This is a genomic window from Variovorax sp. J2L1-78 (assembly GCF_030317205.1).
GTDB lineage: Bacteria > Pseudomonadota > Gammaproteobacteria > Burkholderiales > Burkholderiaceae_C > Variovorax > Variovorax arabinosiphilus.
Genome location: NZ_JASZYB010000001.1, coordinates 1,112,298 through 1,135,894, shown reverse-complemented (window position 1 = coordinate 1,135,894; position 23,597 = coordinate 1,112,298). Strand labels below are relative to the sequence as shown.

The window sequence follows — 23,597 nt, the reverse complement described above, 5'->3', positions numbered from 1 at the left end:
CGCATGTCCGCATCCCCACGACCCGCGCCTGCGCCCGCACCGGCATCCGCCACGCCGCGCAAGGTGATTCCCATCGCCCCGGCAGCGGGCGAGAGCGTCGGTCTCTACGAAGCGCACAAGAAGATCTATGCGCGCAGCATCCAGGGCGTGTTCGCGCGCTGGCGCTGGGCCATGGTGTTCATCACGCAGATCGTGTTCTACGGGCTGCCGTGGCTGGATTGGGGCGAACGCCAGATGGTGCTGTTCGACCTGGCCGCGCGGCGCTTCTACATCTTCGGGCTGGTGCTGTACCCGCAGGACCTGATCTATCTGACGGGGCTGCTCGTCGTCTCGGCCCTGTCGCTCTTCCTCTTCACCGCCGTGGCGGGCCGCCTGTGGTGCGGCTACGCCTGCCCGCAGACCGTCTACACCGAGATCTTCATGTGGGTCGAGGAAAAGATCGAAGGTGCCCGCAGCGCGCGCATACGGCTGGACAAGGGCACGCTGTCGATGGAGAAGGGCGTCAAGAAGACCTTCAAGCACGTGGTGTGGCTGGGCATCGCGATGTGGACCGGCTTCACCTTCGTGGGCTACTTCACGCCCATCCGTGAACTCGGCATGGCCTTCCTGCAGACGCAGATGGGCTCGTGGGAGGTGTTCTGGGCCTTCTTCTACGGCTTCGCCACCTACGGCAACGCCGGCTTCATGCGCGAGCAGGTCTGCAAGTACATGTGCCCGTACGCGCGCTTCCAGAGCGCGATGTTCGACCGCGATACGCTCATCGTCAGCTACGACGCGGCCCGCGGCGAACCGCGCGGCGCCCGCGGCAAGCAGCACGAGCGCAACGGCCTGGGCGACTGCATCGACTGCACCCTGTGCGTGCAGGTGTGTCCGACCGGCATCGACATCCGCGACGGCCTGCAGTACGAGTGCATCGGCTGCGGCCTGTGCGTGGACGCCTGCAACACCGTGATGGACAAGATGGACTACCCGCGCGGCCTGATCCGCTATGCCACGCAGAACGGCCTGGCCGCGCGCTGGTCGGCGCGCCAGGTGGCGGCGCGCGTGTTCCGTCCGCGCGTGCTCGTCTACACGGGTGTGCTGGCGGCGCTGTGCATCGGCCTGCTCGCGAGCCTGGTGGTGCGCACGCCGCTGAAGGTCGACGTGGTGCGCGACCGCGCCTCGCTCGCGCGCATCGTCGAGGGCGGCATGCTGGAGAACGTGTACCGCCTGCAGATCATGAACGCGACGGAACGGCCGCAGCGCTATGCCATTGCGGCCAGCGGGCTCGAAGGCCTCACGGTCGCCGCCGGCGATTCGGTCGAGGTGCAGCCGGCCGAGTCGCGCTGGGTCGCGGTGCGCCTGCAGCTGCCGTACGGCGCCGCGCCCTCGGGCTCGCACCCCGTGTATTTCGACGTGCGGGCAGCCGATGGCGGCGCCCACGTGTCGGAGAAGGCCATCTTTCTTGTTCCGCGTTGAAATTCAGGAGACAACCCCATGAATGCCCTTGCATCGAAGCCACCCGACGTCACCGACAACACGGCTGCTCCGTGGTGGACGTTCCCGCTCGTCTGGATGGTGATCGCCGGCCCGGCGATCGTCGTGGTCGCCGGATTCGCCACGCTGTGGCTGGCCATCCGCACGCCCGACCCGGTGGTGTCGGAGGACTACTACCGCCAGGGCATCGAGATCAACAAGACGCTGGCCGACAAGAGGCTGCTGCCCGCGCAGACCGGCCGCAACCATGCCGCCACGCCGAGCGACGACGTGCCGCTGCCCAAGCGCTGAGCCCCCGCGATGAAACGCCGCATCCGCCGCCTGGCCTGGATTCTCTGGCCGTCGTTCCTGCTGGCCTGCGTGGTCGAGATGCTGGTGTTCGCCATGGTCGACCCGAGCGACGTGCACTGGCGCGGCGAACCGTTGCCGCTGTCGCGCCAGGGGCTCTACACCGCGAGCTTCTTCGTCTTCTGGATCTTGGCGATGGGCTCGAGCGCGCTGACCGCGCTGCTCGCGATGTCGCGCCGCGAGGTCAACACGCCGGGGGATGGAGCCTGACATCGCGGCCTTGCGGCCTGTCGAGCTTCAGGGGACGGTGCGGTACGTCGTGCGTTGCGATGAGCCGCCACCGGACGTGATGAGCAGGCGGCCACTGATGGCCACCATGCCGGGCATGCTGAAGGCCGAGCCCATCGGGCGCTCAAGCTTCCAGCTCTCTAGGTCTGCGGACGACACGGCGTAGAAGTTGTAGTTGTTGGCATTGATGAACAAGCGACCATTGAGCACGGCGCATTGAGTGCTCCCCTTCGGAAAGCCCGTCGGATAGCCACCATGCACCACCCAATTCACACCATCGCCTGAGGTCGCCACGGCATCACCGACGACCAGCAGGGAGCCTTGCCAATTCAGCGCGCACGATGGAGTGCCGATCGCGGTGGGCAAGGTGTCCGCGACCTTGGTCCAGTTGATGCCGTCGTCCAACGATGTCCACAGGTCGCGGAACGTGCCGCTCGCGTTGCGGCCACCCGTCACATAGAGCGCGCCGCCCACTTTGGCCATCACATGGTTGCGGCGGCCTGTGAACGGGGCTGCTGCTGTTCTCTGCTGCCAGTTTGTGCCGTCGAATTTCCAGACCTGGCTCAGGTATTGCGGCTGCAGTTTGCCGTACGTGGCAACGGACTGGCCTCCCGCCAGGTAAAGACCCACGCCGTCACTCGCCAGCGCAAAGCCCGCCGCGAGCGGCGAGGGGTTGGTCGCTGGCGCTCTGTTGGCCCAGGTGCTGCCCAGATCGGCGGTGACCCAGGTCTCCATGACGCCGGTGTAGAAGCCGGCTGTCACCACCACGGGTGTGCTGCCGATGTAGCTCAACGCGAAGTTGTCGAGAAAGCCGGGGGTGGTCTGCGCGGCTTCCCAGCGCTGGTAACTCAGAGCGGCGGGATCGACCACGGTGATCGCATAGGGCACCTGCCAGGGAGATCCGTCGACAGGGCGGGCGCAGGTGAGCGGGGCGTCGTAGCACACGCGTACCTCGAAGCTGCCGGTGTGTACGCCGGGCGCCAAGGCGGGGTTCGTGCTCATGGCCGCCAGGTACTTCAACGCGGAAAGAGATGTCACGCTCCCCGAAGTGGCGGTGATGACGCCTTTCGAATCGATGATTGCAAGGTTGATGGGCTCTGCGATGGTCCTGCTCGACGTCGCTTCGATGGAAAACGGCGTCGATGTGCCGGGCAGCATCGTCACATCCAACTTCGACGGAGAGAACGTGAGCCAGGCGCCCGCGGCGTTGACGGGGGCGACCGGATTGCTGCCCGCGCCGTCTGGATCACTGCTTCCGCCACCTCCACCGCCGCCCCCACCGCCGCCACATCCCACCACACAGGCTGCGATGAACGCAGCAAACACAAACGCAGATTTCCAACGCCGCATGTTCCCCCCTCGTGACTTGTTTGTTGGGCTTGCTCAAAGCCCTGCAAAGATAAAGCGGCGAGAGGTTACTTTATGTTGCGAATCGACGCAACGCCGGCGCGGCGATGCGCGGCTTCAACACGCCGGAGCGTTGACCAGCCGGCGCAGCTTGTCGGCGTCGACGATGCGCACATGGCGCTGCTGCACCGCGACGATGCCATCCTCGACGAACTTCGACAGCGTGCGGCTCACCGTCTCGAGCTTGAGGCCGAGGTAGCTGCCGATCTCCTCGCGCGTCATGCGCAGCACCAGCTCCGATTGCGAGAAGCCACGCGCATGCAGGCGCTGCACCAGGTTCAGCAGGAAGGCGGCGAGGCGCTCCTCGGCCCGCATGCTGCCCAGCAACAGCATCACGCCGTGCTCGCGCACGATCTCGCGGCTCATGATCTGGTGCACATGCCGCTGCAGGGCCGTCACCTCGCGCGAGAGTTCCTCGATGCGGTCGAAGGGCATCACGCAGACCTCCGCGTCTTCCAGCGCCACCGCGTCGCAGGTGTGGTGGTCGTTCACGATGCCGTCCAGCCCGATGATCTCGCCGGCCATCTGGAAGCCGGTGACCTGGTCGCGGCCGTCCTCCGAGGTCACGCGGGTCTTGAAGACGCCGGTGCGGATGGCGTAGAGCGAGGTGAAACGCTCGCCGTTGTGGAACAGCGTTTCGCGCCGCTTCACCTTGCGGCGCGTGGCGACGATCTCGTCGATGCGCCGGAGGTCGGCGGGCTGCAGGCCGACCGGCATGCACAGCTCGCGCAGGTTGCAGTTGGAACAGGCGACTTTGATGGTTTCGGGGGTCATGGGCTGCGGGCCGGCAGGCGAGGAGGGCGGTGCTGGCACGTCGGTGGTTTGAGGGAATTGTTCGCGAGCGGCGGGTGCGCAGGCTTGACGGGCGTCAATGAAGAAGGGCCCCGTTGGCGGCACAGTTGACGAGCCCTCCGCGCCCCACCACCATGCCATCCACCATCCTTACCGAATCCGCCGCGCCGAGCCGGCTGCAGTTGGTTCCCCCGTCTGCCGCACCCGCCGCGCCCGCCATGACGCCCGCGACCCTCAAGCGCTTCGACGTCTCCGGCCCGCGCTATACCTCATATCCGACGGCGGACCGCTTCGTCGAGGCCTTCGGCAGCGACGACTACGCGCAGGCGCTGCGCCAGCGCCGCACGGGCTCCAGCGCCCGGGCGCTGCCGCTGTCGCTCTATGTGCACGTGCCGTTCTGCGCGTCACTGTGCTACTTCTGCGCCTGCAACAAGATCGTGACCAAGCACCACGAGCGCGCCGACGACTACCTGCGCTACCTGGCGCGCGAGGTCGACCTGCAGGTGGCGCAACTCGGGCGTGGCGCGCTGGTAAGTCAGCTGCACCTGGGGGGCGGTACGCCGACCTTCCTGGACGACGCCGGTCTCGGCCGCCTCATGGACATCCTGCGCAGCGCCTTCGTGCTGGCGCCCGACGGCGAGTATTCGATCGAGATCGATCCGCGCACCATCGACGAGGGCCGGCTTGAGAAGCTGGCGGCGATGGGCTTCAACCGCCTGAGCTTCGGCGTGCAGGACTTCGACCCCGCCGTGCAGAAGGCGGTGCACCGCATCCAGCCTGCGGCGCAGGTGTTCGACCTGATGGCGGCGGCGCGGCGCCTGGGCTTCGCGTCGGTCAACGTCGACCTGATCTACGGCCTGCCGAAGCAGACCGCCTCGTCCTTCGACCGCACGCTGGCGCAGATCTGCGAACTGCGGCCCGACCGCATCGCACTCTATGCCTATGCCCACCTGCCGGAGCGCTTCAAGCCGCAGCGCCGCATCGAGGCCGCCGAGCTGCCCGACGCGGCGACCAAGGTCGACATGCTGTCGCGCTCGATCGCCGCACTCACCGCGGCCGGCTACGTCTACATCGGCATGGACCACTTCGCACTGCCGACCGACGCGCTCGCCATCGCCAAGCGCCAGGGCCGGTTGCACCGCAACTTCCAGGGCTACAGCACGCAGCCCGACTGCGACCTGGTGGCGCTGGGCGTGTCGGCCATCGGCCGCGTCGGCGCCACCTACAACCAGAACGCGAAGACGCTGGAGGAGTACTACGACCTGCTCGACCAGGGTCGCCTGCCGGTGGTGCGCGGCCTGGCGCTGTCGCGCGACGACGTGCTGCGGCGCTCGGTGATCATGGCGCTGATGTGCCAGGGGCAGGTGAACTTCGAGTCGATCGCGCTGGCCCACCTGATCGATTTCCGCCGGCATTTCGCCGCCGAGCTCGAAGCGCTCGAGCCGCTGGCCGCCCAGGGTCTGGTGACGCTCGGCGAGCACGAGATCGAGGTGACGCCGACCGGCTGGTTCTTCGTGCGCGCCATCGCGATGGTGTTCGACCGCTACCTGCAGGCCGACCGCAACCGCACCCGCTTTTCACGAATCATATGAATCACCCCCGATGCGCCTGCGGCGCCTCCCCCTTCAGGGGGCGATACCAGCGGCCCGGCGAAGCCGGTTCCGCGGTATCCCTGGCAGGGGCCTGCGTCTGCTTGATTCGCCGCTGGCCACACGGTAGCGCGATGGAAAACTGAGATTCCATGCAGACCGCCCTTGTCGGAACCGCGTTGCTGATGGGCCTGGCCGGCGGGCCGCACTGCGTCGCCATGTGCGGCGCCGCCTGCGCTGGCGTGATCCGCATCGTGCGGCCGCCACCCGGCGGTGGCGTGGCGGCGCTGCCCGCGGCCACGCCGACCGTGCCGGCCGCACTCGCTTTCCATGCCGGTCGCGCGGCCGGCTATGCGCTCGGCGGCGCCATCGCCGCCAGCGCGGTGCAGAGCTTGGCGCTGGCCAGCGAGCAGGTCGTGGCGCTGCGGCCGGCGTGGCTGCTGCTGCATGTCTTCGTGGCCGTGTGGGGGATCGTTTTGGCCGTGTCGGGCCGGCAGCCGCTGTGGGCGCATGGACTGGGCCGGTGGCTGGCGCGGGGGCTCAGGCCGCTCGCGGGGTCGTCGTGGCGCGTGCTGGCCACGGGCGCGCTCTGGGTCGGCATGCCCTGCGGGCTGCTCTATTCGGCGCTGATGCTCGCCGCGCTCGGCAACGGGCCGCTGGAGGGCGCGGCCGTCATGGCCGCCTTCGCAGCGGGCAGCGGTGTGTCGCTGCTGCTGGCGCCCTGGCTCTGGCGGCACCTGCGCAACGGCATCGGCCCCGTGCGGCGCGAATGGGGCACGCGCATCGCGGGCGCCTTGCTTGCGGCCGTGGCGCTGCAGGCGGTGTGGCACGACCTGAGCCGGCAGATCGCGATCTGGTGCGCGTAGGCGCCGGGTGCCGTGGGTGGGTGAAAACCCGCTGAGGGGGTGGGAAGCGGGTTCGTACATTGGGCGTCCGCTTCCAGGAGACACCACCCATGAAACCTTTCCTTCTTCGCACCTTGACCGCCGCCGTCGCGGTCCTCGCCCTTGGCTGCGCCTCGGCCCAGGACATCAAGGAGCGCACGCTCAAGCTCGGCCTGCAGAACCCCAAGGGCCATCCGGCCGTCACGGGCGCAGAGAAGTTCGCCGAGATCGTCGCCGCCCAGTCGGGTGGAAAGATCAAGGTGACCCTGTTCCCGGGCGGCGTGCTGGGCGGCGACGCGCAGACGGTGTCGGCGGTGCAGGGCGGCACGGTCGAGATGACGGTGCTCAACTCGGGCATCCTGGCCGCGCAGGTCAAGGAGTTCGCGATCTACGACTTTCCCTTCCTGTTCGCCAACGCGCGGGAGGTCGATGCCGTGGTCGACGGGCCGTTCGGGACGGCCCTGCACGCCAAGCTAGCCGACCGGGGCATCATCGGGCTGGCGTACTGGGAGCTGGGCTTTCGCGACCTGACCAACAGCAGGCGTCCCATCCGCAAGGTGGAGGACATCGCGGGCCTCAAGCTGCGCGTGATCCCGAACCCGATCAACATCGACTGGGTCAAGGCGCTCGACGCCAACCCGACACCGCTGGCCTTTCCGGAGCTGTACGCCGCGCTCGAGCAGCGTGCGGTCGACGGGCAGGAGAACCCGGTCAGCGTGATCCTCGCCAACAAGTTCGCCGAAGTGCAGAAGCACCTGGCGCTGACCCATCACCAGTACAACCCGCAGTCGGTCATCGTGAGCAAGAAGCTGTGGGACGCGATGAGCGCGGCCGAGCGGCAGATCCTCCAGGGCGCGGCGACCGAGGCCGGCCGCTACCAGCGCACGGTGTCGCGCGAGCTGGCGGCCGCGCAACTCGAAGCGCTCAAGAAGGCCGGCATGCAGGTGACCGAGCTGCCACCGGATGAGCAGGCCAAGCTGCAGGCGAAGGTCAAGCCCGTGATCGCGAAGTACAGCGCGAGCGTGGGCGAGACGACGCTCAAGGACCTCGAGGCCGAGCTCGCCAAGCTGCGCAAGTGAAGGGTCCCGGGCGGGTGGACGCCTCTGAAAAGTGGCGCTCCCGTGAAAATAGGAAGGGATTTCCATAATGAAAACAATTTCCATGATGCTTAGGATCGGCCTCGTCAGGTAGAGGTCAGGCCGCCGGAATTGGGTTGTCGCGAACGATGCCTGCATGCAGGTACGGCCACGCCGTCGCGCGTTGGCCTTTGCTCAACCCAAGAAAGGAGACATTCATGGAAGACGCCGGTTTGCGCAGGTTCAACGTGTTGGGAGCGATCGCCCTGACCTTGGCTTTGGCGGCGTGCGGGGGAGGGGGCGACTCCGGATCGGGCACCCCGCCGCCCGCATCGGAGACGGGGACCACACCACCCCCGGCCACGCCGGCGGAGACACCCGTGCCGCCGGCGGAGCCCGTCAAGGATCCGAGCTTCGACACCTACTACAACGTGTGCCGAGGCACGGATCCGAAGTGCTACCACGACTGGGGGGCGTTCGCGACGACACCCGATCGCGTGCTCGTCTACTCGCGCACCGCGGGCCCTCGCCACGCCAACCTCGGCACGCCCATGGCCGCCGGTCTGAACCCGACCATGAACCCCGACAACGTCATGCAGGCCGGCCTGGTGCGCATGCTCACGGCCGAGGGCATCGCCGTGGACTGGACCGAGGACGTGACGGTGCTGGCCGGCCGCATCAACAACTACAAGGCGGTCATCTTCGCGAGTTCGAACCGCGACACGCTGTGGAACGCGGACGCTGCAAGCAGCAACGATGCGGCCCGCACGGCGCTGCGCAACTACATGCGCCGCGGCGGCGGTTTCGTCGGCCTGCACAACGCATTCGGTGCGGAGTACAACTGGCCGTACTACGAAGGCCTGCTGGGCAACGCGAACTTCTACAACCATGCGCCGAACCGCGCTGGCGATGTCGTCATCGTCGCGGATGATCCCTCCACCGCAGGCGTGCCGGCGCGCTTCACCTTCCAGGACGAGTGGTACAACCTCGAGCCCTTCCCGACGAACGTGAAGTTCCTGGCGAAGGTCGACACCGCGACGCTCCTGCCCTTGACCGCGGCGCCGCACCCGGGCCACAAGGACTTCCATCCCGTCGCCTGGTGCCAGTACTACGACGGCGGACGCGCCTGGCTGTCGACGCTCGGCCACAACACCCATTCGTTCGAGGCCAACTCGACCGGCCCGGGGGCCGCGGCTTTCCAGAAGCTGGTGGTGCAAGGCGTGAAGTCGGCCATGGGCCTCACGCCCTTCTGCACGCAGTAGCCAGCGAAGCATCCCGTCGACATCTGCGCGCCGCCGTTCCGACGGCGGGCCGATGCGCGGCCCGAGCGGCCGAATGTCAGTCCAACACTTCTTCGAGAGACACACCATGCAACGCAAATCATTGGCAGCGCTTCTGCTCTCCTGCGGCGTGATCGCCTCGCCGCTGCTCCTCAATGCCTGCGGGGGCGGCGATGACAGTCCAGAGCCCACACCGGGCGCGGGCAACGGGAACGGTGGCGTGCCGCCGCCCGCCGCGTCTGCAGCGGATCTCAAGGATTGCTGCACGCCGGGCGACAAGGACTTCCCGAAGGTCGGCGGCAACCTGGGCAACCAGAACTATTCGAGCCTGAAGAAGATCGACAAGGCACAGGTCGCGCAACTCGGCGGCGCCTGGCTGAACCGCATCGAAGGCGGCATCAACACCGGCACCAACCAGAGCACCACGGTGGTGGTCGATGGCGTCATCTACATCGAATCGGCGCTGGGCAATGTGATCGCGGTGGACGGCAAGACGGGCGCGACCAAGTGGAAGTGGACGACGCCTTACGGCGTGATCACGCGGCGCGGCGTCGCGGTCGCGAAGGACCTCGGTCTGGTCTACACGGTGGCCAACGGCAACCGCCTGGTGGCCTTGAAAAAGGACACCGGCGAGGTGGCCTGGATCAAGGAGTACCCGACCAGCGCGGATCCGCAGTTCGTGGGCGCCGTGCAGAAGGTCGCGCTGGTCTACCACGACAGGCGCCTCTACATCGGCACCAACGACGGCAACCGGGGCGCGGCGTTCTCGGCCGATGCCACCGATGGCAAGGTGCTCACCGTCTTCTGGGGCGTGCCGCGCCCGGGCGAGCGCGGCTACGAGACGTGGGGCGGCGCACCGGAGTCGGACCGCACCGGCGCGACGCCGTGGATCCACCCGGCCGTGGACCCCGAGCTCAACCTCGTGTACTGGACCTTCGGCAATGCGCGGGGCGGCTCGTCGCAGAACGGTTCGACCCGCCCGGGCCTGAACCTGTTCGCCAATTCGCTTGTCGCGCTGGACCTGAAGACCGGCGAATACAAGTGGCACTTCCAGTCCGTCCACCACGACATCTGGGACATGGACAACGTGATGTCGCCGGTGTTGGCCAATGTGAAGATCGATGGCAAGGACCGCAAGGTCATCATCTACGGCAGCAAGACCGGCATGTACTACATCCTCGACCGCAAGGATGGCAGCGCGCCCTTGGGCATCGACGAGGTGGCGGTCAAGCAGGATGCACGGCAGGCCACCTGGCCCACCCAGCCGATCCCGCGCCAGGGCGCCTGGACCGAGACCTGCGTGGTCGACCAGCCCCTCGGCACGGCCATTCCCGGCGACCCGAACCGCGCGGTGCCGAACTACGCGCTGGGCTGCCTGTACGACCCGCATTGGGATGTGCCGACGCTGTCGGCACCGGGGCACGGCGGTGGCGCGAACTGGAACCACCAGTCGTTCAGCCCCGCCACCGGCCTCGTCTACACCGGCACCGGTTATGTCGCGGCGGCGCACTCGCTGACGGAAGCAGCGAATGGCCTGCGTCCGCCGGGCGAGTACATGACCGGTGGCATCGTGGCGGTCGACCCCAGCACCAACCTCGTCAAGTGGAAGAAGTACATGCCGTACTCGCTGGCGCACGGCAACGGGATCCTGACCACGGCCAGCGGGCTGATGTTCATCGGGCAGCCCGACGGCAACCTGCTGGCCATGGACGGCACCAACGGCAACGAGCTCTGGCGCTTCCAGACCGGCGCCTCCATCAGCGCGAGCCCGGTGAGCTACGAAATCGACGGCGAGCAATATGTCGCCGTCTACGCCGGCGGCACCAGCATTCCCTATGGCGACTCGGCCGCACGCGGTGACTTCCTGTGGGCCTTCAAGATCGGGGGAACGGTGCCGCCTGCGGCGACGCCCGAGCCGCCCGTGGTGCGCCGACCGGTGTCCGGGTCCGCGGTGGAGGGCGCCGCCTTGCCGGCGCCCAACACCGTGTTCCTCGCACGCGTGCAGACCGCCACCAACCAGCCGGGCGCGGTGGAGTCGACCGCGGTCAATGCCATGACACCGACCTTCATGCGGGTGCCGGTCAACACGACGGTGACCTTCCGCAACCCTGCCGACAACGCCAACGTGCATTGCGCCACGCAGTTCTTCGAAGGCGCCTTCAACTTCAGGCTCAATCCCGGCGCCTCGGCGAACTACACCTTCACGACGCCGGGGGAGTACTTCTACAACGACTGCCACAGCCCGCGGCCGACCGGCAAGATCGTCGTGTATTGAGCCGGGACGGTACCTGGTACCTCACGAGCGGCCTTCAGGCCGCCCGCTTCTTGAGCAGCGCGGATGCTCCGCTGGCCATCGTCAGCTGCTCCGTGGAGGCGAGCAGGGCCGGCGCGACTTCCAGCATCCGGGCCTCGGTCAGGCGCACGAGCGGGCCGGCGATGGTCACGACACCGACCACGGCGCCGGTGCCGTTCCGGATAGGGGCTGCCATCGAGGCCATCGCCGGTGCGAACACTTCCACGATCATGCTGAAGCCGCGGTTCCTTGTTGCTTTCAGGTAGCCCAGAAGCGCCTTCACCGACGTGACCGCCCGCGGACCGAAGTCTTCGGGCTTGCCGAAACCCTGGCGCGAGACGAGTTCGAGCGCGCGTTCGTCGCTCATGGTGGCCAGCCAGGCGTGGCCCGCGGCGCTGCAGGACAGGTTCACCGACAAGCCCATGTCCGGGTCGTACCGCAGGCCTCGCGTCGCGCCCTGCGACTTGGCGACGAAGGTGAGTTCATCGCCATCGACGACCGCCAGACGCACCAGTTCGCCGGACTCGGCCGCGAGGCGGTCGAGCAGTGGCTGTGCGATATCGACGATGCCGCTTGCGCTGAGGAAGCCAAGCCCCAGGGAGACCAGCTTGATGGTGAGCAGGTAGTTGCCGTGGGCCTGGTCTTGCCGCACGTAGCCGCAGCGCACCAGTTCCGACAGGAGCCGGTGCGTGGCGCTCAGCGGCATGTCGAGCTCCGACGCGAGCACGGACAGTGCCTTGCCCTCCGGTGCGGCGGCAAGGTGCTCCAGAACTTTGAAGCTTCGTTCGAGGATGGCGCTCATCTCGGTTCTCGGATGGTTGAGGGGCAGCGGGTGCGTGTGGTTCGGACTATCGAGGCACTGTAGCAAACGGCGAACAGGGTTTCCACTATGGAAACTATTTCCATGCGAGGCCTACGATGCCGGCACATTCCGGGCGACCGTCGTTGCTCATCTCCAAGGAGTCTCCTATGAAATCCCTGCTTCGTGGATGCGCCGTGTTGAGCGCAGCGGTGGTCCTGTCCTTGTCGGCGCACGCGCAGCAGGAGCGCGTCATCCGCTTCGGCCACCTCAACAACGCCGACCATCCGGTGAGCTTCGGCGTCAAGCGCTTCGCCGAACTGCTCGCGGCCAAGAGCGGCGGCAAGATGAAGGTGCAGGAATTCCCGGCGTCGCAGCTGGGCAACGAGATGCAGCAGCAGTCGGCGCTGCAGGGCGGCGTGCAGCAGATGTCGGCCCCGGCGACCACCTCGCTCGCCGGCATCGTCAAAGAATTCGGCCTGGTGGACTTTCCCTTCGCCGTGAGCACCTTCGCGCAGGCGGACGCGCTGCTGGATGGGCCGTTGGGCCAGGCACTGATCGCGAAGCTGCCCGAGAAGGGCCTGGTCGCGCTCGGCTACTGGGACCTGGGCTTTCGCAACGTCACCAACAGCAAGCGGCCGATCACCAAGCCCGAAGACCTCGACGGCCTGAAGATCCGCGTGATTCCCAACCCGGTGTTCCTGGAGACCTTCAAGGCCTTCAAGGCGAACCCGGTGCCCATGCCTTTCGCCGAGCTGTACGGCGCGCTGGAGGCCAAGGCGGTCGACGGGCAGGAGAACCCGTACGCGGTCATCCTGTCGAACAAGTTCTTCGAGGTGCAGAAGTTCGTGAGCGCCACGAACCACGTCTATGCCGCGAACATCGTGCTGGTGAGCAAGAAGTTCTGGGACTCGCTCACGCCGGCCGAGCAGAAGATGATGAACGACGCCGCCAACGAGGCGCGCGGCTACCAGCGCCAGGTGAGCCGCGCCGCCGCCCAGCGCGCCGTGGGCGACCTCCAGGCCAAGGGCCTGCAGTACAACGAACTGGCACCGGCCGAACAGGCGCGCATGCGCCAGATCGCCAAGCCGGTCACCGAGAAGTTCGCCGCCAGCTACGACCCGGCGATCGTCAAGCTCTACAACGACGAGCTGGCGCGCATCCGCAAGTGACCCGAACGAGCGTACACACATCCGACACCCCATGAAGATCCTCGTCCTCCACGGCCCGAACCTCAACCTGTTCGGCCGCCGCGAACCCCACATCTACGGCACCACGACGCTGGCGCAGATCAACGAACGGCTGGAGCGCCTGGCCGGCGAGCTGCAGGTCGAGCTCGCGATCCTGCAGTCGAACCACGAAGGCGCGCTGGTCGACTTCCTGCACGCGCACATCGACATCGCCCAGGGTGCGCTGGTGAACCCGGCTGGCCTCACGCAGCACGGCGTGCCGCTGCACGACGCGATCAAGGCGATGCCCTTCCCGACGATCGAGGTCCACATGTCGAACATCGCGGCGCGCGAGGCCTGGCGCGCGCATTCGATCATCTCGCCTGCCGTGAAGGCGACCATCCAGGGCCTGGGGCCGGTGTCGTACCTGGCCGCGCTGCGTGCGCTGGTCGACACGCTCCGCGCGCCGGCCTGATTCAGGGCGAGGAAGCTCATGAACCGATGGATCGACGGCGCGTGCCGCGGCATCGAGGCGGTGATCGCCGCCATGCTGGCGGTGATGGTCGTGCTCGTCTTCGGCAACGTCGTGCTGCGCTACGGCTTCAACTCCGGCATCACCGTGTCCGAGGAGGTGTCGCGCTGGCTCTTCATCTGGATGACCTTCCTGGGCGCCGTGGTCGCCCTGCGCGAGCATGGCCACCTGGGCGTGGACATGGTGGTGCAGCGCTTGCCGCGGGGCGGCAAGAAGGCCTGCCTGCTATTCGGCCATGTCGTGATGCTCTACATCGTGTGGCTGCTGTTCCAGGGCAGCGTGGCGCAGGCCCGCATCAATTGGGACGTGACCGCGCCGACCACGGGCGCCTCGATGGCGATCGTCTATGCATCCGGCATCGTGTTCGCCGTGCTGGCCGGGCTGATCCTGCTGCTCGATCTGTACCGCATGCTGACCGGCCAGCTGGCCGACGACGAGCTGGTGATGGTGCAGGAGTCGGAAGAGGCCGTGCAGCTGCAGCAGATCCTCGGTGAGGTCTCCGCACAATCCGCGTCGCCGACGGCGCAGGGCAAGGTGTCTCCATGACCATTCTCGTTTTCGTCGGCGCGCTGCTGCTGGCCATGGCGATCGGCATCCCGATCGCGTTCTCGCTGCTGGCGAGCGGCGTCGCGCTCATGTGGCACCTCGATTTGTTCGACGCGCAGATCCTGGCGCAGAACGTGATCGGTGGTGCCGACAGCTTCCCGCTGCTGGCTGTGCCTTTCTTCATGCTGGCCGGCGAGATCATGAACGCTGGCGGCCTGTCCAAACGCATCGTCGACTTCGCGCTCGCGCTGGTCGGCCATGTGAAGGGCGGGCTGGGCTATGTGACGATCATGGCGGGCTGCCTGCTGTCGGCGCTGTCGGGTTCGGCCGTGGCCGATGCCGCTGCGCTGACGGCGCTGCTGCTGCCGATGATGGTGAGCGCGGGCCACGACAAGGCACGTGCCGGCGGGCTCATCGCGGCGACTGGCGTGATCGGACCTGTGATCCCGCCGAGCATCGGGCTGGTGATCTTCGGCGTGGCCGCCAACGTGTCGATCTCCAAGCTCTTCCTCGCGGCCATCGTGCCGGGCCTGCTGATCGGCGGCGCGCTGTGGGTCACCTGGGCCTGGCTGGTTCGCCGCGAGAAGATCGTGCCGCCGCCGCGCCAGTCGGGCGCCGAGATCGGCGCCGCGTTCCGCAAGGCGCTGTGGGCGCTGATGCTGCCGGTGATCATTCTGGTGGGCCTGCGCATGGGCGTCTTCACGCCGACCGAGGCGGCGGTGGTGGCCGCGGTGTATGCGCTGTTCGTCTCGACGGTCATCTACCGCGAGCTGTCGTGGCGCACGCTCTACCCGGTGTTCGTCAGTGCGGCGAAAACCAGCGCCATCGTGATGTTCCTGATCGCCGCGGCCATGGTCAGTGCCTGGCTCATCACCGTGGCCGACCTGCCGTCGAAGGTGATCGGGCTGCTCGAGCCCTTCATGGACAACAAGATCCTGCTGATGGTCGCGATCATGGTGCTGGTGATGATCGTCGGCACCGCGATGGACATGACGCCGACCATCCTCATCCTCACGCCGGTGCTGATGCCAGTGGTCAAGGCGGCCGGGATCGACCCGGTCTACTTCGGCGTGATGTTCATCATCAACAACTCGATCGGCCTGATCACGCCGCCGGTGGGCACGGTGCTCAACGTGGTCGCGGGGGTGGGGCGCATGAGGATGGACGACGTCACCCGCGGCGTGGTGCCCTTCATGATCGCGGAGTTCGCGGTCATGTTCCTGATGGTGGTCTTTCCTTGGCTGGTGACGGGGCCGGCGAAGTTCTTCCACGGCTGACCCGCGCAGATCAGCGCGGGCGCTCTTCCGGCAGCTTCGCGATCACCTTGATCTCGAACTGGAAGCCGTAGAGCCAGGTCACGCCGATGCCGGTCAGCGTCGGGTGCGGCGCGCTGCCCCAGTAGTCGGGCACCACCTTCCAGATGGTCTCGAAGTTCGATTCGGGATCGACCACGAACAGGGTGACGTCGACCACATCGTCGAAGGTGCAACCTGCCGCCTTCAGGATCGCGTTCAGGTTCTCGAACGCGAGCCGGACCTGGGCTTCGAGCCCGGGTTCGGGCGAGCCGTCGGGGCGACTGCCGACCTGTCCCGACACGAAGAGGAATCCGTTGGACCGGACCGCTGGCGAATAGCGGTTCTTTTCGTAGAGGGCTTGCCGCCCGGCTGGAAAAACGACATCGCGCTGCGTCATGGAGTGCTGTCTTGGGGGCGATTGCCCGGGTTGGTGATGAAGGGACTCTAGAGACCCCTGCTTCCCGGATAAACAAGCAGCATCAACAATCACTGTTTGTCGAACCCGAACAATCTTCGAATGCTTCTGGAGCCTTGATGGACCGTTTCGATGCGATGCACGCTTTCGCTCGCGTGGTGGAAACGCGCAGCTTCACCAAGGCGGCCGAGACCTTGCACATGAGCAAGACCAGCGTGACGCAACTGGTGCAGCAGCTGGAAGCGCGACTGCGCGTCAAGCTGCTCAACCGGACCACGCGCAAGGTCAACGTCACCGCCGATGGCGCGGCATATTACGAGCGCGTCGTTCGCCTGCTGGCCGACATGGACGATGCCGAGACCAGCTTGTCGAGCGCGTCGGCGTCGCCGCGAGGGCGGCTGCGCGTGGACGTGCCCAGCCCGCTGGCTCGCATGATCCTGGTGCCCGCATTGCCCGCCTTTCATGCGCGCTACCCCGAGATCCAGCTCGACATGGGCGTGAGCGACCGCATGGTGGACCTGATCGGCGAGAACGTGGACTGCGTGGTGCGCGGCGGCGTGATCACCGACCCGTCGCTCGTGGCACGCCATGTGAGCGACCTGGCGCTCGGGGTCTATGCCGCGCCGGGCTACCTGGCCAGCGCCGGCACGCCCTCGCACCCGCGGGCGCTGGACGACGATGCCGGGCACCGCATCGTCGGCTATGTATGGTCACGCACCGGCAAGACCTTCCCCTATGCCATGCGGCGCGGCGACGAGCGCGTCGAGGTGCAGGGGCACTACGCCTTCTCCTTCGACGACGGCAACGCCTATCTGGCGGCCGGCCTGGCGGGACTGGGCATTCTCTGGCTGCCGGAGTACATGGCCAAGTCGCACGTGGCACGCGGCGAGCTGGTCACGCTGTTCGAGGAGTGGCGACTGGATCCGATGCCGATGTTCGTGGCGTTTCCGCCGAACCGGCGTGTCAGCGCCAAACTGCGCGTGTTCATCGACTGGGTGGTCGAACTGATGGCCCACCATGCACCCGTCTCGGCCGGCCGAGACGCCTGACAGCGCATCCCGGCGGCCTCCGAGGCATCAGCCTTGCAGGCCCTTCCAGAGCATGTACGCCGCCAGCACGTAGAGGATGCTCGCGAACACCCGCTTGAGCTTCTTCACCGGCAGGCTGTGTGCCGCCTTGGCACCCAGCGGCGCGGTGAACACGCTGCAGGCCGCGATCACGACCAGGGCCGGAAGCCAGATGTAGCCGAAGGCGCCGGCCGGCAGGCCCTGCACGTTGTGGCCGCTCACGATGTAGCCGGCCACATTGGCGACCGCGATCGGGAAGCCCAGCGCCGCGCTGGTGGCGACGGCGTTGTGGATGGCGACGTTGCACCAGGTCATGAAGGGCACGCTGATGAAGCCGCCGCCCGCGCCGACCAGGCCCGAGATGAAGCCGATCACGCCGCCCGCGCCGAGCTGCCCCGCGGTGCCGGGCATCTGCCGCGTCGGCTTGGGCTTCTTGTCGAGGAACATCTGCGTGGCCGAGAAGCCGACGAAGAGCGCGAAGAAGATCGCCAGCGCCGTGCCCTTGAGCAGGGCGAAGACGCCGAGGCTGCCGATCAGGCTGCCGATGACGATGCCGGGCGACAGCCGCTTGACGATGTCCCAGCGAACGGCGCCGCGCTTGTGGTGCGCGCGCACGCTGGAGATCGACGTGAAGATGATGGTGGCCATCGAGGTCGCGATCGCCATCTTCACGGCCAGGTCGGCCGGCACGCCGCGGTGGCCCATGATGATGGTGATGAACGGCACCATCAGCATGCCGCCGCCGATGCCCAGCAGGCCGGCCAGGAAGCCGGTGCCGATGCCCAGTGCGGCGAGTTCGAGGATGAGCATCGGTTCGAGCGACATGCGAGAGACAACTTCCGTCAGAAAAAACGACGGCCCCGATGAGGGGCCGTCGCGGGCTGAAAAGGTGTCTGCAGTGGGGTGTGCCGGACCCGCATCCTGAACCAGGGTTCAGGTGGGCGAGGGCAGCAAGACTTCGGGTTCATCTGACGCGAGATGATCACGCCCGTCTAGCGATGTACCAAGCCCGGCTCCGGAGAGCATTGGAACAAGGAAATATTAAGCCCGACACGCACTGCAGACCCGCTCGATTTTACGCATGCATCGCGTTGGACGTGTAGGCCAACGGGCCACGCGATTTGCGGAATTCGCGTTGACAAGAACGCGTCGGCGCGTCAGAGAAGCAGGCCGTCGCCCGCGAGCGCCTGGTCCAGGCGCTGGATCAGCTGGGCCGCGCGCGCATCGTCGGGTGTCGTGCCGTTCGGCGCCGTGGCCACCGGCTCGGCCGGCGCAGCCGGGGAGGGCGCGGCGGCGGGCTGCTGGCCCAGGTCGAAGGCGAGGTTGAGTGCGGCCAGCACCGCGATGCGGTCGCGCGCCTTCACCTTGTTGGCGTCGCGGATCTTGCACATGGCCACGTCGACGCGTTCGACCGCCTCGCGCAACTGCGCTTCGCCGCCTTCGGGGCAGCCGAGCAGATAGCTCTGGCCCATGATCTGGACTTCGATCTGTTTCATGAGGCGCTGGAATCCTGGGACGGTTCAATCGGCAGCCGCTCGAGCACGGCGTCGATGCGGGTGCGGGCCGCCGCGAGGCGCGACTTCAGCGCGTCGCGTTCGCGCGTGAGCGCTTCGACCTGTTCCAGCAACAGCGCGTTGGTGCGCCGGATTTCTTCATGGCGCACGAGCAAGCGTTCGACACGCTCGGCGATCTGATCGAGGGGGCTCGGTGCGGGCATGGCTGGAGATTGTAGAGGGCCGCCTGCCGATTGCCATCGCGCTTCATCCCGCCACCCAGGCGCCGCGCCGCAATCCATCGTTCTCGCGCCGGTCGATGCGCAGCATGTCTTCCATGGGGTCATGCTTGGCGCGGTGTGGGGCAAGGGTGAAACCGATGACGGTACAGCTCGCATCGGAGCGGGCCGAGGTTCGCCCGCCATGCATGCGGGCGACCGCGGCGACGATGGCCAGACCCAGGCCGCAATGCATGCCGTCACTGGATCGGGCAATGTCGGCGCGGTAGAACCGATCAAACAACCGGGGTACGTCTGCGGGCGCGATCGGCGCCCCTTCGTTGCGCACACCGAGTTGCGGTATGCCCGCCTCGGTATCGAGCACGACCGTCACCGCCGTCCCGGGCGTCGCGTGGCGTGTGGCGTTGTCCAGCAGGTTGGACAGCGCGCGCAGGAACAGGGGTTCGTCCACCGCCAGCACCAGGTCGCCCTGCACCGAGAGTGCCACGCCGCGTTCGCTGGCGGCGGGTTCGTGGTAGTCCATCATGTCCTGCATCAGGGCGCGCAGGCTGCCCACCGGGCCAAGGCGTGCGGTATCGCCGCCGTCGGCGCGCGCCAGAAAAAGCATGTCGTTGACCAGCGCACCGATGCGCCGGAGCGCTTCGAGGTTCGACACCAGCGTGGCGGCGAGCTCGTCCATGCCTCGCGGCCGGGAGAGGGCGAGCTCCGTTTTGCCGATCAGGGTCGTCAAGGGCGTTCGCAGTTCGTGCGCCACATCGGCATTGAAGGCTTCCAGTTGGTCGCGGCTCGCGCGCAGCCGCGTCATCAGCTGGTTGAAATGCACGACCAGGGGCGCGAGTTCTCGGCTGCTGCGGGGTGCCAATGCCAGATGGCCGGGCGTGGCGCTCCTGCTCATGGCTTCCGTCTCGGCAGCGAATCGGCCCAACGGCCGGAGGCCCTGTCGAACGACCAGAAAGGACAGCAGGCCGGCCACGAGGGTGCCGATGAGCGTCGCCAGGGCCAGCACGTTCTGCAGTGTCTGGGCCAGCTGGACGTCCGATGCCACGTCGATGGTGAAACTGCCTTGCAGCACCGGCGCTGCTTCACCCGACGCAGCGTGCAGGGTGAAGTGGCGGGTGCGCTGGTGGCGGGAGAGTTGATGCGGCTCGGTGAACGGGTCGGCATAGAACAGGCGACCATCGGCATCGAAGATCTCCAGCCGTGTGCCTGGCCGCCTGGCGGCGTTGTTCTGCAGGAGTGCCGCGAAGCGGTGGTCGTCCGCGCGCAGCAGGATCTGGGACGTTTCGGTGAGCTTGTTTACCTTCAGCGTGAGCAGGCGTTCCTGCGCCTTCACCTGCAGCGCGGCCACCGCCAGATAGACGCAGATCGCCATGAGGCCCAGCAATGCCGCCGCCAGCCATGCCAGCCGCAGCGACAGGCTCAAGACGATGGACGACGACTCAACTGCGGTCTTCGAGCGCATAGCCAACGCCTCTGACGGTGTGGACGAGCTTCAAGGAGAAGTCGTCGTCCATCTTCGCACGAAGGCGACGCACCGTGACTTCCACCATGTTCGACTCGGTGTCGAAGTGGACATTCCAGACCCGCTCGGCCAAGGTCGTGCGCGTGACGACCTGGCCCTTGCGTCGGATCAGCAGCGACAGCAGCTGGAATTCCTTGGGGCTCAATTCGATGCGCCGGCCCTCGCGGCGCACCGTGTGCGCGGCAAAGTCCACCTCCAGGTCGGCCACGCTGAGCAGCGTTTGTTCGGTGAAGGCGGAATTGCCGCGCCGGATCAGCGCCACCACGCGTGCCTGCAGCTCCGAAAACGCGAAGGGCTTGACCAGGTAGTCGTCGGCGCCCGCACTCAGCCCCTTGACGCGGTCGTCCACGCGGTCGCGGGCCGTGAGCATCAGCACCGGCGTGTGGCCGTGCTCGCGAATACCCTTGAGCACCTCGAAGCCATCCATGCCGGGCAGCATGAGGTCGAGCAGCACCACGGCATAACTGCCCGCCATCGCGATGGCGCGGCCTTCCGGGCCGGTCCTGGCCACATCGACGGCATAGCCGCTTTCGGTCAGGCCCTGGTGCAGATAGTCGGCCACGCCGGGGTCGTCTTCAATGACTAGCAGTCTGTGCATGGTCCGTTTTCGTCGTGGTGTCCATTGTCCGATGCGGCCGGATGCCCTGGATTACGAATCTGTAATCAGCCCGCGATGCATTGGTTATCTGCGTCTGAAAGATGAAGACCGGTTCGAGCCGACGCGCGTGTCAACGCCAACGCGCGGCGGCCCCTCTTTCTTTCCAGCACCAGGAGCATCCACCATGCAAGATCCATTTCATCGTGCCCTTCATGCCCGATCCGGCAGGCGGGGCTTCCTGCGCCAGGGTGCGGGCATCGGTGCTGCGGCCGCAGCCCTGTCCTGGGACCTGGTCCACGCCCAGACGGCGGCAGGCGCCACGACGGCGCCACGCTTCGCCACCGCCGCACCCGGCATCCTCACCAAGCGCGTCGAGCGCACGGGGGACGTGCTGCCGGCGTTGGGGCTGGGCACTTTCCTGACTTTCGACCTCCTTCCCGGCGCGCCGCGCAGCCACCTGGCGGAGGTCGCAAAGCGCTACTGGGACGCCGGCGTCCGCGTCCTCGACACGTCGCCGCTGTACGGCAGCGCCGAGGTGACCATCGGCGATCTCGCAAGCAGCACGGGCCACAACGAACAGCTCTTCATCGCCAACAAGCTGTGGGTGACGGGCGAGTTCCTGGCGGACGAGGGCCATGCGCTCAAAAGCCTGCGCGAATCGCAGTTGCGGCTGTGGCGAAGCCGGTTCGACGTGATGCAGTGTCACAGCCTCGTCAATGTCGATGTCGCGGTTCCGCTCATGGAGATCTGGAAGAAGGAAGGCTTCACCCGGCTGGTGGGCGTGACGCACCACGAGAACGACTACCACGACGTGTTGACGAAGTGGGTACAACGCGGCGCGGTCGATGTCGTGCAGGTCAACTATTCGATTGCCAACCGCCAGGCCGAGCGCACGGTGTTCGCTGCGGCCCAGCAGCGCGGCGTGTCGGTGCTGGTGAACATGTCGATGGAGAAGGGGCGGCTGCACAAGGCGATCGGCCAGGCGCCCTTGCCGGATTTCGCGCGTGAGCTGGGGATCGAGAGCTGGGCGCAATACTTCCTGAAGTTCGTCATGTCGCATCCGGCCGTCACCTGCTGCCTGAGTTCCACGGCGAATCCGGCCCATGCGCAGGACAACCTCGGCGCGCTGCGTGGCCCGCTGCCGGATGCGGCGATGCGCGAGCGCATGGCGCGCCACGTCGAAGCGTTGCCGGGCTTCAGCCAGGTCGCGTCGCTCCCCTGGTACCCCGACAAGCAGCAGCAATACCAGGGCCTGATCCGGCGCGCGCAGGCGGCGCAACGGGCACGCACCTGAACGCGGGCCGGTCGGCCTCACCCCCCTGTTTCATCAAAGGAAAAAACCATGCAACGCAGAGATTTTCTGGTCGCCGGCGGCAGTGCCGCGGCCTCCCTGGCCGCGGTCCGTCTGGCCCAGGCCCAGCCCGGCCCGACGGCCGTGCCCGCAGCCCTGACCGCGCGCGGCAGCGTCATGCCCACGCGCGGCAACATCGTCCGCGGCACCCTGCCGCGCAACGACGGCGCGGGCGGCCTGCGCTATCGCACGCCTTTTCGCTTCGGCATGGGCGGCACGCAGATGGGCAACATCTTCGAGGGCATCAGCGACGCGCAGGCGCAGTCCGTGCTGCAGGCGGCGTGGGATTCCGGGGTGCGCTACTTCGACACTTCCCCGTTCTATGGCTACGGCCTGAGCGAGTACCGGCTCGGCCAGTTCCTGCGCGGCAAACCTGTCGACAGCTACGTGGTCTCCACCAAGGTCGGCCGCGTGCTCAAGGCATCGCGTGCAACGCTGCCCAATGCGGCCCTGTGGGCCTCGCCGGCGCCGTTCTCGTACACCTACGACTTCAGCGCCGCGGGTGCGCGCCGCTCGGTGGAGGACAGCCTGCAGCGCCTGGGCCTCCCGAAGATCGACGTCGTGTTCATCCACGACCTTTCGCCGGACAACGCTGAACTCGACCGCCCCTGGCAGGCGTACTTCGAGATCGCCGCCAAAGGCGCGATGGCCGAACTGGCCCGCATGCGCGAAGAGGGCCTGATCCGCGCCTGGGGCTTCGGCATCAACACGCCCAATGCGGCCGTCCTGGCCGCCGAGTCCGATGTACCGACGCCGGACATCGTGCTGCTGGCCTGCCAGTATTCGATCCTCGACCACCAGGACACGCTGGACCGCACCTTCCCCGCCTTGCAGAGGAAGGGCATTTCGGTCGTGGTGGGCACGCCGCTGAACGATGGCTTCCTGGGCGGACGCAGCCGCTATCACTTCAGCGACCAGATCCCGGCCGGTGCGGTGGAGAAGCGGGCGCGCATCATGGCCGTGGCCGATCGTTTCGGCATCGACGTGCGCACCGCAGCGCTCCAGTTCGCGGCGGCGCCGTCCATCGTCTCGGCCGTGATCCCGGGCGCACGCGCACCCGGCCAGGTGCGCGCCAATGCCGACTCGATGAAGGTCGGGATCGCCCCGGACTTCTGGACCGCGCTCCAGCGTGAGGGACTCATTGCGCGGAACGCGCCACTGCCGGTCTGATCGGTGCGACGGCGGCTAGACTCCCGCG

At 67.2% G+C, this 23,597-nt stretch carries 24 protein-coding genes; 15 read left to right on the top strand and 9 right to left on the bottom strand.

Features of this window, described 5'->3' with window-relative positions; all coding sequences use genetic code 11:
- Positions 1-3 precede the first annotated feature (3 nt).
- The 3 genes from ccoG to QTH86_RS05480 are packed head-to-tail and all read left to right on the top strand — an operon-like array spanning position 4 to position 2,034.
- The gene (gene ccoG, locus QTH86_RS05490) at positions 4-1,458 is read left to right on the top strand and encodes a cytochrome c oxidase accessory protein CcoG (RefSeq protein ID WP_286645673.1); all 1,455 of its coding nucleotides are present in this window, start codon (positions 4-6) and stop codon (positions 1,456-1,458) included.
- Positions 1,459-1,476: 18 nt separating this feature from the next.
- Positions 1,477-1,767 (top strand): FixH family protein, encoded by a 291-nt coding sequence (locus QTH86_RS05485; RefSeq protein WP_286645674.1) that lies wholly within the window; start codon positions 1,477-1,479, stop codon positions 1,765-1,767.
- Between the two features lie 9 nt (positions 1,768-1,776).
- Entirely contained in the window at positions 1,777-2,034 is a 258-nt protein-coding gene (locus QTH86_RS05480) for a hypothetical protein (RefSeq protein ID WP_286645675.1), read from the top strand.
- Between the two features lie 27 nt (positions 2,035-2,061).
- Here the strand turns inward: QTH86_RS05480 and QTH86_RS05475 are convergent, their stop codons facing one another.
- Together QTH86_RS05475 and fnr are read right to left on the bottom strand one after the other, a co-directional pair.
- A complete protein-coding gene (locus tag QTH86_RS05475; protein ID WP_286645676.1) occupies positions 2,062-3,402 on the bottom strand; it encodes a Kelch repeat-containing protein in 1,341 nt (446 codons plus the stop codon).
- Positions 3,403-3,516: 114 nt separating this feature from the next.
- Positions 3,517-4,233 carry a fumarate/nitrate reduction transcriptional regulator Fnr gene (fnr, locus tag QTH86_RS05470; protein WP_286645677.1) on the bottom strand — a complete coding sequence of 239 codons (717 nt, stop codon included), beginning with the start codon at positions 4,231-4,233 and terminating at the stop codon, positions 3,517-3,519.
- 236 nt (positions 4,234-4,469) lie between these two features.
- Between fnr and hemN the strand changes: the two genes are divergently transcribed.
- The 5 genes from hemN to QTH86_RS05445 all read left to right on the top strand — a co-directional run bounded on the left by hemN (position 4,470) and on the right by QTH86_RS05445 (position 11,355).
- Positions 4,470-5,843 (top strand): oxygen-independent coproporphyrinogen III oxidase, encoded by a 1,374-nt coding sequence (gene hemN / locus QTH86_RS05465; RefSeq protein WP_286646759.1) that lies wholly within the window; start codon positions 4,470-4,472, stop codon positions 5,841-5,843.
- A gap of 149 nt (positions 5,844-5,992) precedes the next feature.
- On the top strand, positions 5,993-6,706 hold the full coding sequence (locus tag QTH86_RS05460; protein ID WP_286645678.1) for a sulfite exporter TauE/SafE family protein: 714 nt from the start codon (positions 5,993-5,995) through the stop codon (positions 6,704-6,706).
- A gap of 89 nt (positions 6,707-6,795) precedes the next feature.
- On the top strand, positions 6,796-7,803 hold the full coding sequence (locus tag QTH86_RS05455) for a TRAP transporter substrate-binding protein (protein ID WP_286645679.1): 1,008 nt from the start codon (positions 6,796-6,798) through the stop codon (positions 7,801-7,803).
- A gap of 377 nt (positions 7,804-8,180) precedes the next feature.
- Entirely contained in the window at positions 8,181-9,062 is an 882-nt protein-coding gene (locus QTH86_RS05450; RefSeq protein WP_286645680.1) for a ThuA domain-containing protein, read from the top strand.
- Positions 9,063-9,168: 106 nt separating this feature from the next.
- Positions 9,169-11,355: an outer membrane protein assembly factor BamB family protein gene (locus QTH86_RS05445; RefSeq protein ID WP_286645681.1), complete on the top strand. Its 2,187-nt coding sequence runs from the start codon at positions 9,169-9,171 to the stop codon at positions 11,353-11,355.
- A 34-nt stretch (positions 11,356-11,389) separates the two neighbouring features.
- On the opposite strand, the gene QTH86_RS05440 is transcribed toward QTH86_RS05445, so the two are convergent.
- The gene (locus tag QTH86_RS05440; RefSeq protein WP_286645682.1) at positions 11,390-12,175 is read right to left on the bottom strand and encodes an IclR family transcriptional regulator; all 786 of its coding nucleotides are present in this window, start codon (positions 12,173-12,175) and stop codon (positions 11,390-11,392) included.
- 167 nt (positions 12,176-12,342) lie between these two features.
- On the opposite strand from QTH86_RS05440, the gene QTH86_RS05435 reads away from it, so the two are divergent.
- The 4 genes from QTH86_RS05435 to QTH86_RS05420 are packed head-to-tail and all read left to right on the top strand — an operon-like array spanning position 12,343 to position 15,696.
- A complete protein-coding gene (locus QTH86_RS05435; RefSeq protein ID WP_286645683.1) occupies positions 12,343-13,344 on the top strand; it encodes a TRAP transporter substrate-binding protein in 1,002 nt (333 codons plus the stop codon).
- Between the two features lie 31 nt (positions 13,345-13,375).
- On the top strand, positions 13,376-13,816 hold the full coding sequence (locus tag QTH86_RS05430) for a type II 3-dehydroquinate dehydratase (protein ID WP_286645684.1): 441 nt from the start codon (positions 13,376-13,378) through the stop codon (positions 13,814-13,816).
- 18 nt (positions 13,817-13,834) lie between these two features.
- A complete protein-coding gene (locus QTH86_RS05425) occupies positions 13,835-14,419 on the top strand; it encodes a TRAP transporter small permease (RefSeq protein WP_286645685.1) in 585 nt (194 codons plus the stop codon).
- Positions 14,416-15,696, top strand: coding sequence for a TRAP transporter large permease (locus QTH86_RS05420; RefSeq protein WP_286645686.1), 1,281 nt, complete (start codon positions 14,416-14,418; stop codon positions 15,694-15,696). Before QTH86_RS05425 ends, QTH86_RS05420 begins: the two co-directional genes overlap by 4 nt.
- Before the next feature lie 10 nt (positions 15,697-15,706).
- Here QTH86_RS05420 and QTH86_RS05415 read toward each other — a convergent pair whose 3' ends face one another.
- Positions 15,707-16,111, bottom strand: a complete 405-nt coding sequence (locus QTH86_RS05415) for a RidA family protein (protein WP_286645687.1) — start codon at positions 16,109-16,111, stop codon at positions 15,707-15,709.
- A gap of 137 nt (positions 16,112-16,248) precedes the next feature.
- Between QTH86_RS05415 and QTH86_RS05410 the strand changes: the two genes are divergently transcribed.
- Positions 16,249-17,178 carry a LysR family transcriptional regulator gene (locus QTH86_RS05410; RefSeq protein WP_286645688.1) on the top strand — a complete coding sequence of 310 codons (930 nt, stop codon included), beginning with the start codon at positions 16,249-16,251 and terminating at the stop codon, positions 17,176-17,178.
- A gap of 27 nt (positions 17,179-17,205) precedes the next feature.
- On the opposite strand, the gene QTH86_RS05405 is transcribed toward QTH86_RS05410, so the two are convergent.
- The 5 genes from QTH86_RS05405 to QTH86_RS05385 form a co-directional block, all read right to left on the bottom strand.
- Positions 17,206-18,021 carry a sulfite exporter TauE/SafE family protein gene (locus tag QTH86_RS05405; RefSeq protein WP_286645689.1) on the bottom strand — a complete coding sequence of 272 codons (816 nt, stop codon included), beginning with the start codon at positions 18,019-18,021 and terminating at the stop codon, positions 17,206-17,208.
- A gap of 332 nt (positions 18,022-18,353) precedes the next feature.
- Positions 18,354-18,692 carry a cell division protein ZapA gene (locus tag QTH86_RS05400; protein WP_286645690.1) on the bottom strand — a complete coding sequence of 113 codons (339 nt, stop codon included), beginning with the start codon at positions 18,690-18,692 and terminating at the stop codon, positions 18,354-18,356.
- Positions 18,689-18,913: a DUF904 domain-containing protein gene (locus QTH86_RS05395; RefSeq protein WP_286645691.1), complete on the bottom strand. Its 225-nt coding sequence runs from the start codon at positions 18,911-18,913 to the stop codon at positions 18,689-18,691. The genes QTH86_RS05400 and QTH86_RS05395 overlap by 4 nt, the downstream gene beginning before the upstream one ends.
- A gap of 43 nt (positions 18,914-18,956) precedes the next feature.
- Positions 18,957-20,390, bottom strand: coding sequence for a heavy metal sensor histidine kinase (locus tag QTH86_RS05390; protein ID WP_286645692.1), 1,434 nt, complete (start codon positions 20,388-20,390; stop codon positions 18,957-18,959).
- On the bottom strand, positions 20,368-21,048 hold the full coding sequence (locus tag QTH86_RS05385) for a heavy metal response regulator transcription factor (RefSeq protein WP_286645693.1): 681 nt from the start codon (positions 21,046-21,048) through the stop codon (positions 20,368-20,370). The genes QTH86_RS05390 and QTH86_RS05385 overlap by 23 nt, the downstream gene beginning before the upstream one ends.
- A gap of 184 nt (positions 21,049-21,232) precedes the next feature.
- On the opposite strand from QTH86_RS05385, the gene QTH86_RS05380 reads away from it, so the two are divergent.
- Positions 21,233-22,342, top strand: coding sequence for an aldo/keto reductase (locus QTH86_RS05380; RefSeq protein ID WP_286645694.1), 1,110 nt, complete (start codon positions 21,233-21,235; stop codon positions 22,340-22,342).
- A gap of 48 nt (positions 22,343-22,390) precedes the next feature.
- Positions 22,391-23,569, top strand: a complete 1,179-nt coding sequence (locus QTH86_RS05375; protein ID WP_286645695.1) for an aldo/keto reductase — start codon at positions 22,391-22,393, stop codon at positions 23,567-23,569.
- Positions 23,570-23,597 lie beyond the last annotated feature (28 nt).

Coding starts and splice junctions, on each gene's coding strand:
- QTH86_RS05400 (WP_286645690.1), bottom strand. CDS start 18,692: ATGAAACAGATCGAAGTCCAGATCATGGGCCAGAGCTATCTGCTCGGC.
- QTH86_RS05395 (WP_286645691.1), bottom strand. CDS start 18,913: ATGCCCGCACCGAGCCCCCTCGATCAGATCGCCGAGCGTGTCGAACGC.
- QTH86_RS05440 (WP_286645682.1), bottom strand. CDS start 12,175: ATGAGCGCCATCCTCGAACGAAGCTTCAAAGTTCTGGAGCACCTTGCC.
- hemN (WP_286646759.1), top strand. CDS start 4,470: ATGACGCCCGCGACCCTCAAGCGCTTCGACGTCTCCGGCCCGCGCTAT.
- QTH86_RS05390 (WP_286645692.1), bottom strand. CDS start 20,390: ATGCGCTCGAAGACCGCAGTTGAGTCGTCGTCCATCGTCTTGAGCCTG.
- QTH86_RS05405 (WP_286645689.1), bottom strand. CDS start 18,021: ATGTCGCTCGAACCGATGCTCATCCTCGAACTCGCCGCACTGGGCATC.
- QTH86_RS05420 (WP_286645686.1), top strand. CDS start 14,416: ATGACCATTCTCGTTTTCGTCGGCGCGCTGCTGCTGGCCATGGCGATC.
- QTH86_RS05380 (WP_286645694.1), top strand. CDS start 21,233: ATGCAAGATCCATTTCATCGTGCCCTTCATGCCCGATCCGGCAGGCGG.
- QTH86_RS05460 (WP_286645678.1), top strand. CDS start 5,993: ATGCAGACCGCCCTTGTCGGAACCGCGTTGCTGATGGGCCTGGCCGGC.
- ccoG (WP_286645673.1), top strand. CDS start 4: ATGTCCGCATCCCCACGACCCGCGCCTGCGCCCGCACCGGCATCCGCC.
- QTH86_RS05415 (WP_286645687.1), bottom strand. CDS start 16,111: ATGACGCAGCGCGATGTCGTTTTTCCAGCCGGGCGGCAAGCCCTCTAC.
- QTH86_RS05425 (WP_286645685.1), top strand. CDS start 13,835: ATGAACCGATGGATCGACGGCGCGTGCCGCGGCATCGAGGCGGTGATC.
- QTH86_RS05430 (WP_286645684.1), top strand. CDS start 13,376: ATGAAGATCCTCGTCCTCCACGGCCCGAACCTCAACCTGTTCGGCCGC.
- QTH86_RS05485 (WP_286645674.1), top strand. CDS start 1,477: ATGAATGCCCTTGCATCGAAGCCACCCGACGTCACCGACAACACGGCT.
- QTH86_RS05385 (WP_286645693.1), bottom strand. CDS start 21,048: ATGCACAGACTGCTAGTCATTGAAGACGACCCCGGCGTGGCCGACTAT.
- QTH86_RS05480 (WP_286645675.1), top strand. CDS start 1,777: ATGAAACGCCGCATCCGCCGCCTGGCCTGGATTCTCTGGCCGTCGTTC.
- QTH86_RS05375 (WP_286645695.1), top strand. CDS start 22,391: ATGCAACGCAGAGATTTTCTGGTCGCCGGCGGCAGTGCCGCGGCCTCC.
- QTH86_RS05455 (WP_286645679.1), top strand. CDS start 6,796: ATGAAACCTTTCCTTCTTCGCACCTTGACCGCCGCCGTCGCGGTCCTC.
- QTH86_RS05475 (WP_286645676.1), bottom strand. CDS start 3,402: ATGCGGCGTTGGAAATCTGCGTTTGTGTTTGCTGCGTTCATCGCAGCC.
- QTH86_RS05435 (WP_286645683.1), top strand. CDS start 12,343: ATGAAATCCCTGCTTCGTGGATGCGCCGTGTTGAGCGCAGCGGTGGTC.
- QTH86_RS05410 (WP_286645688.1), top strand. CDS start 16,249: ATGGACCGTTTCGATGCGATGCACGCTTTCGCTCGCGTGGTGGAAACG.
- QTH86_RS05445 (WP_286645681.1), top strand. CDS start 9,169: ATGCAACGCAAATCATTGGCAGCGCTTCTGCTCTCCTGCGGCGTGATC.
- fnr (WP_286645677.1), bottom strand. CDS start 4,233: ATGACCCCCGAAACCATCAAAGTCGCCTGTTCCAACTGCAACCTGCGC.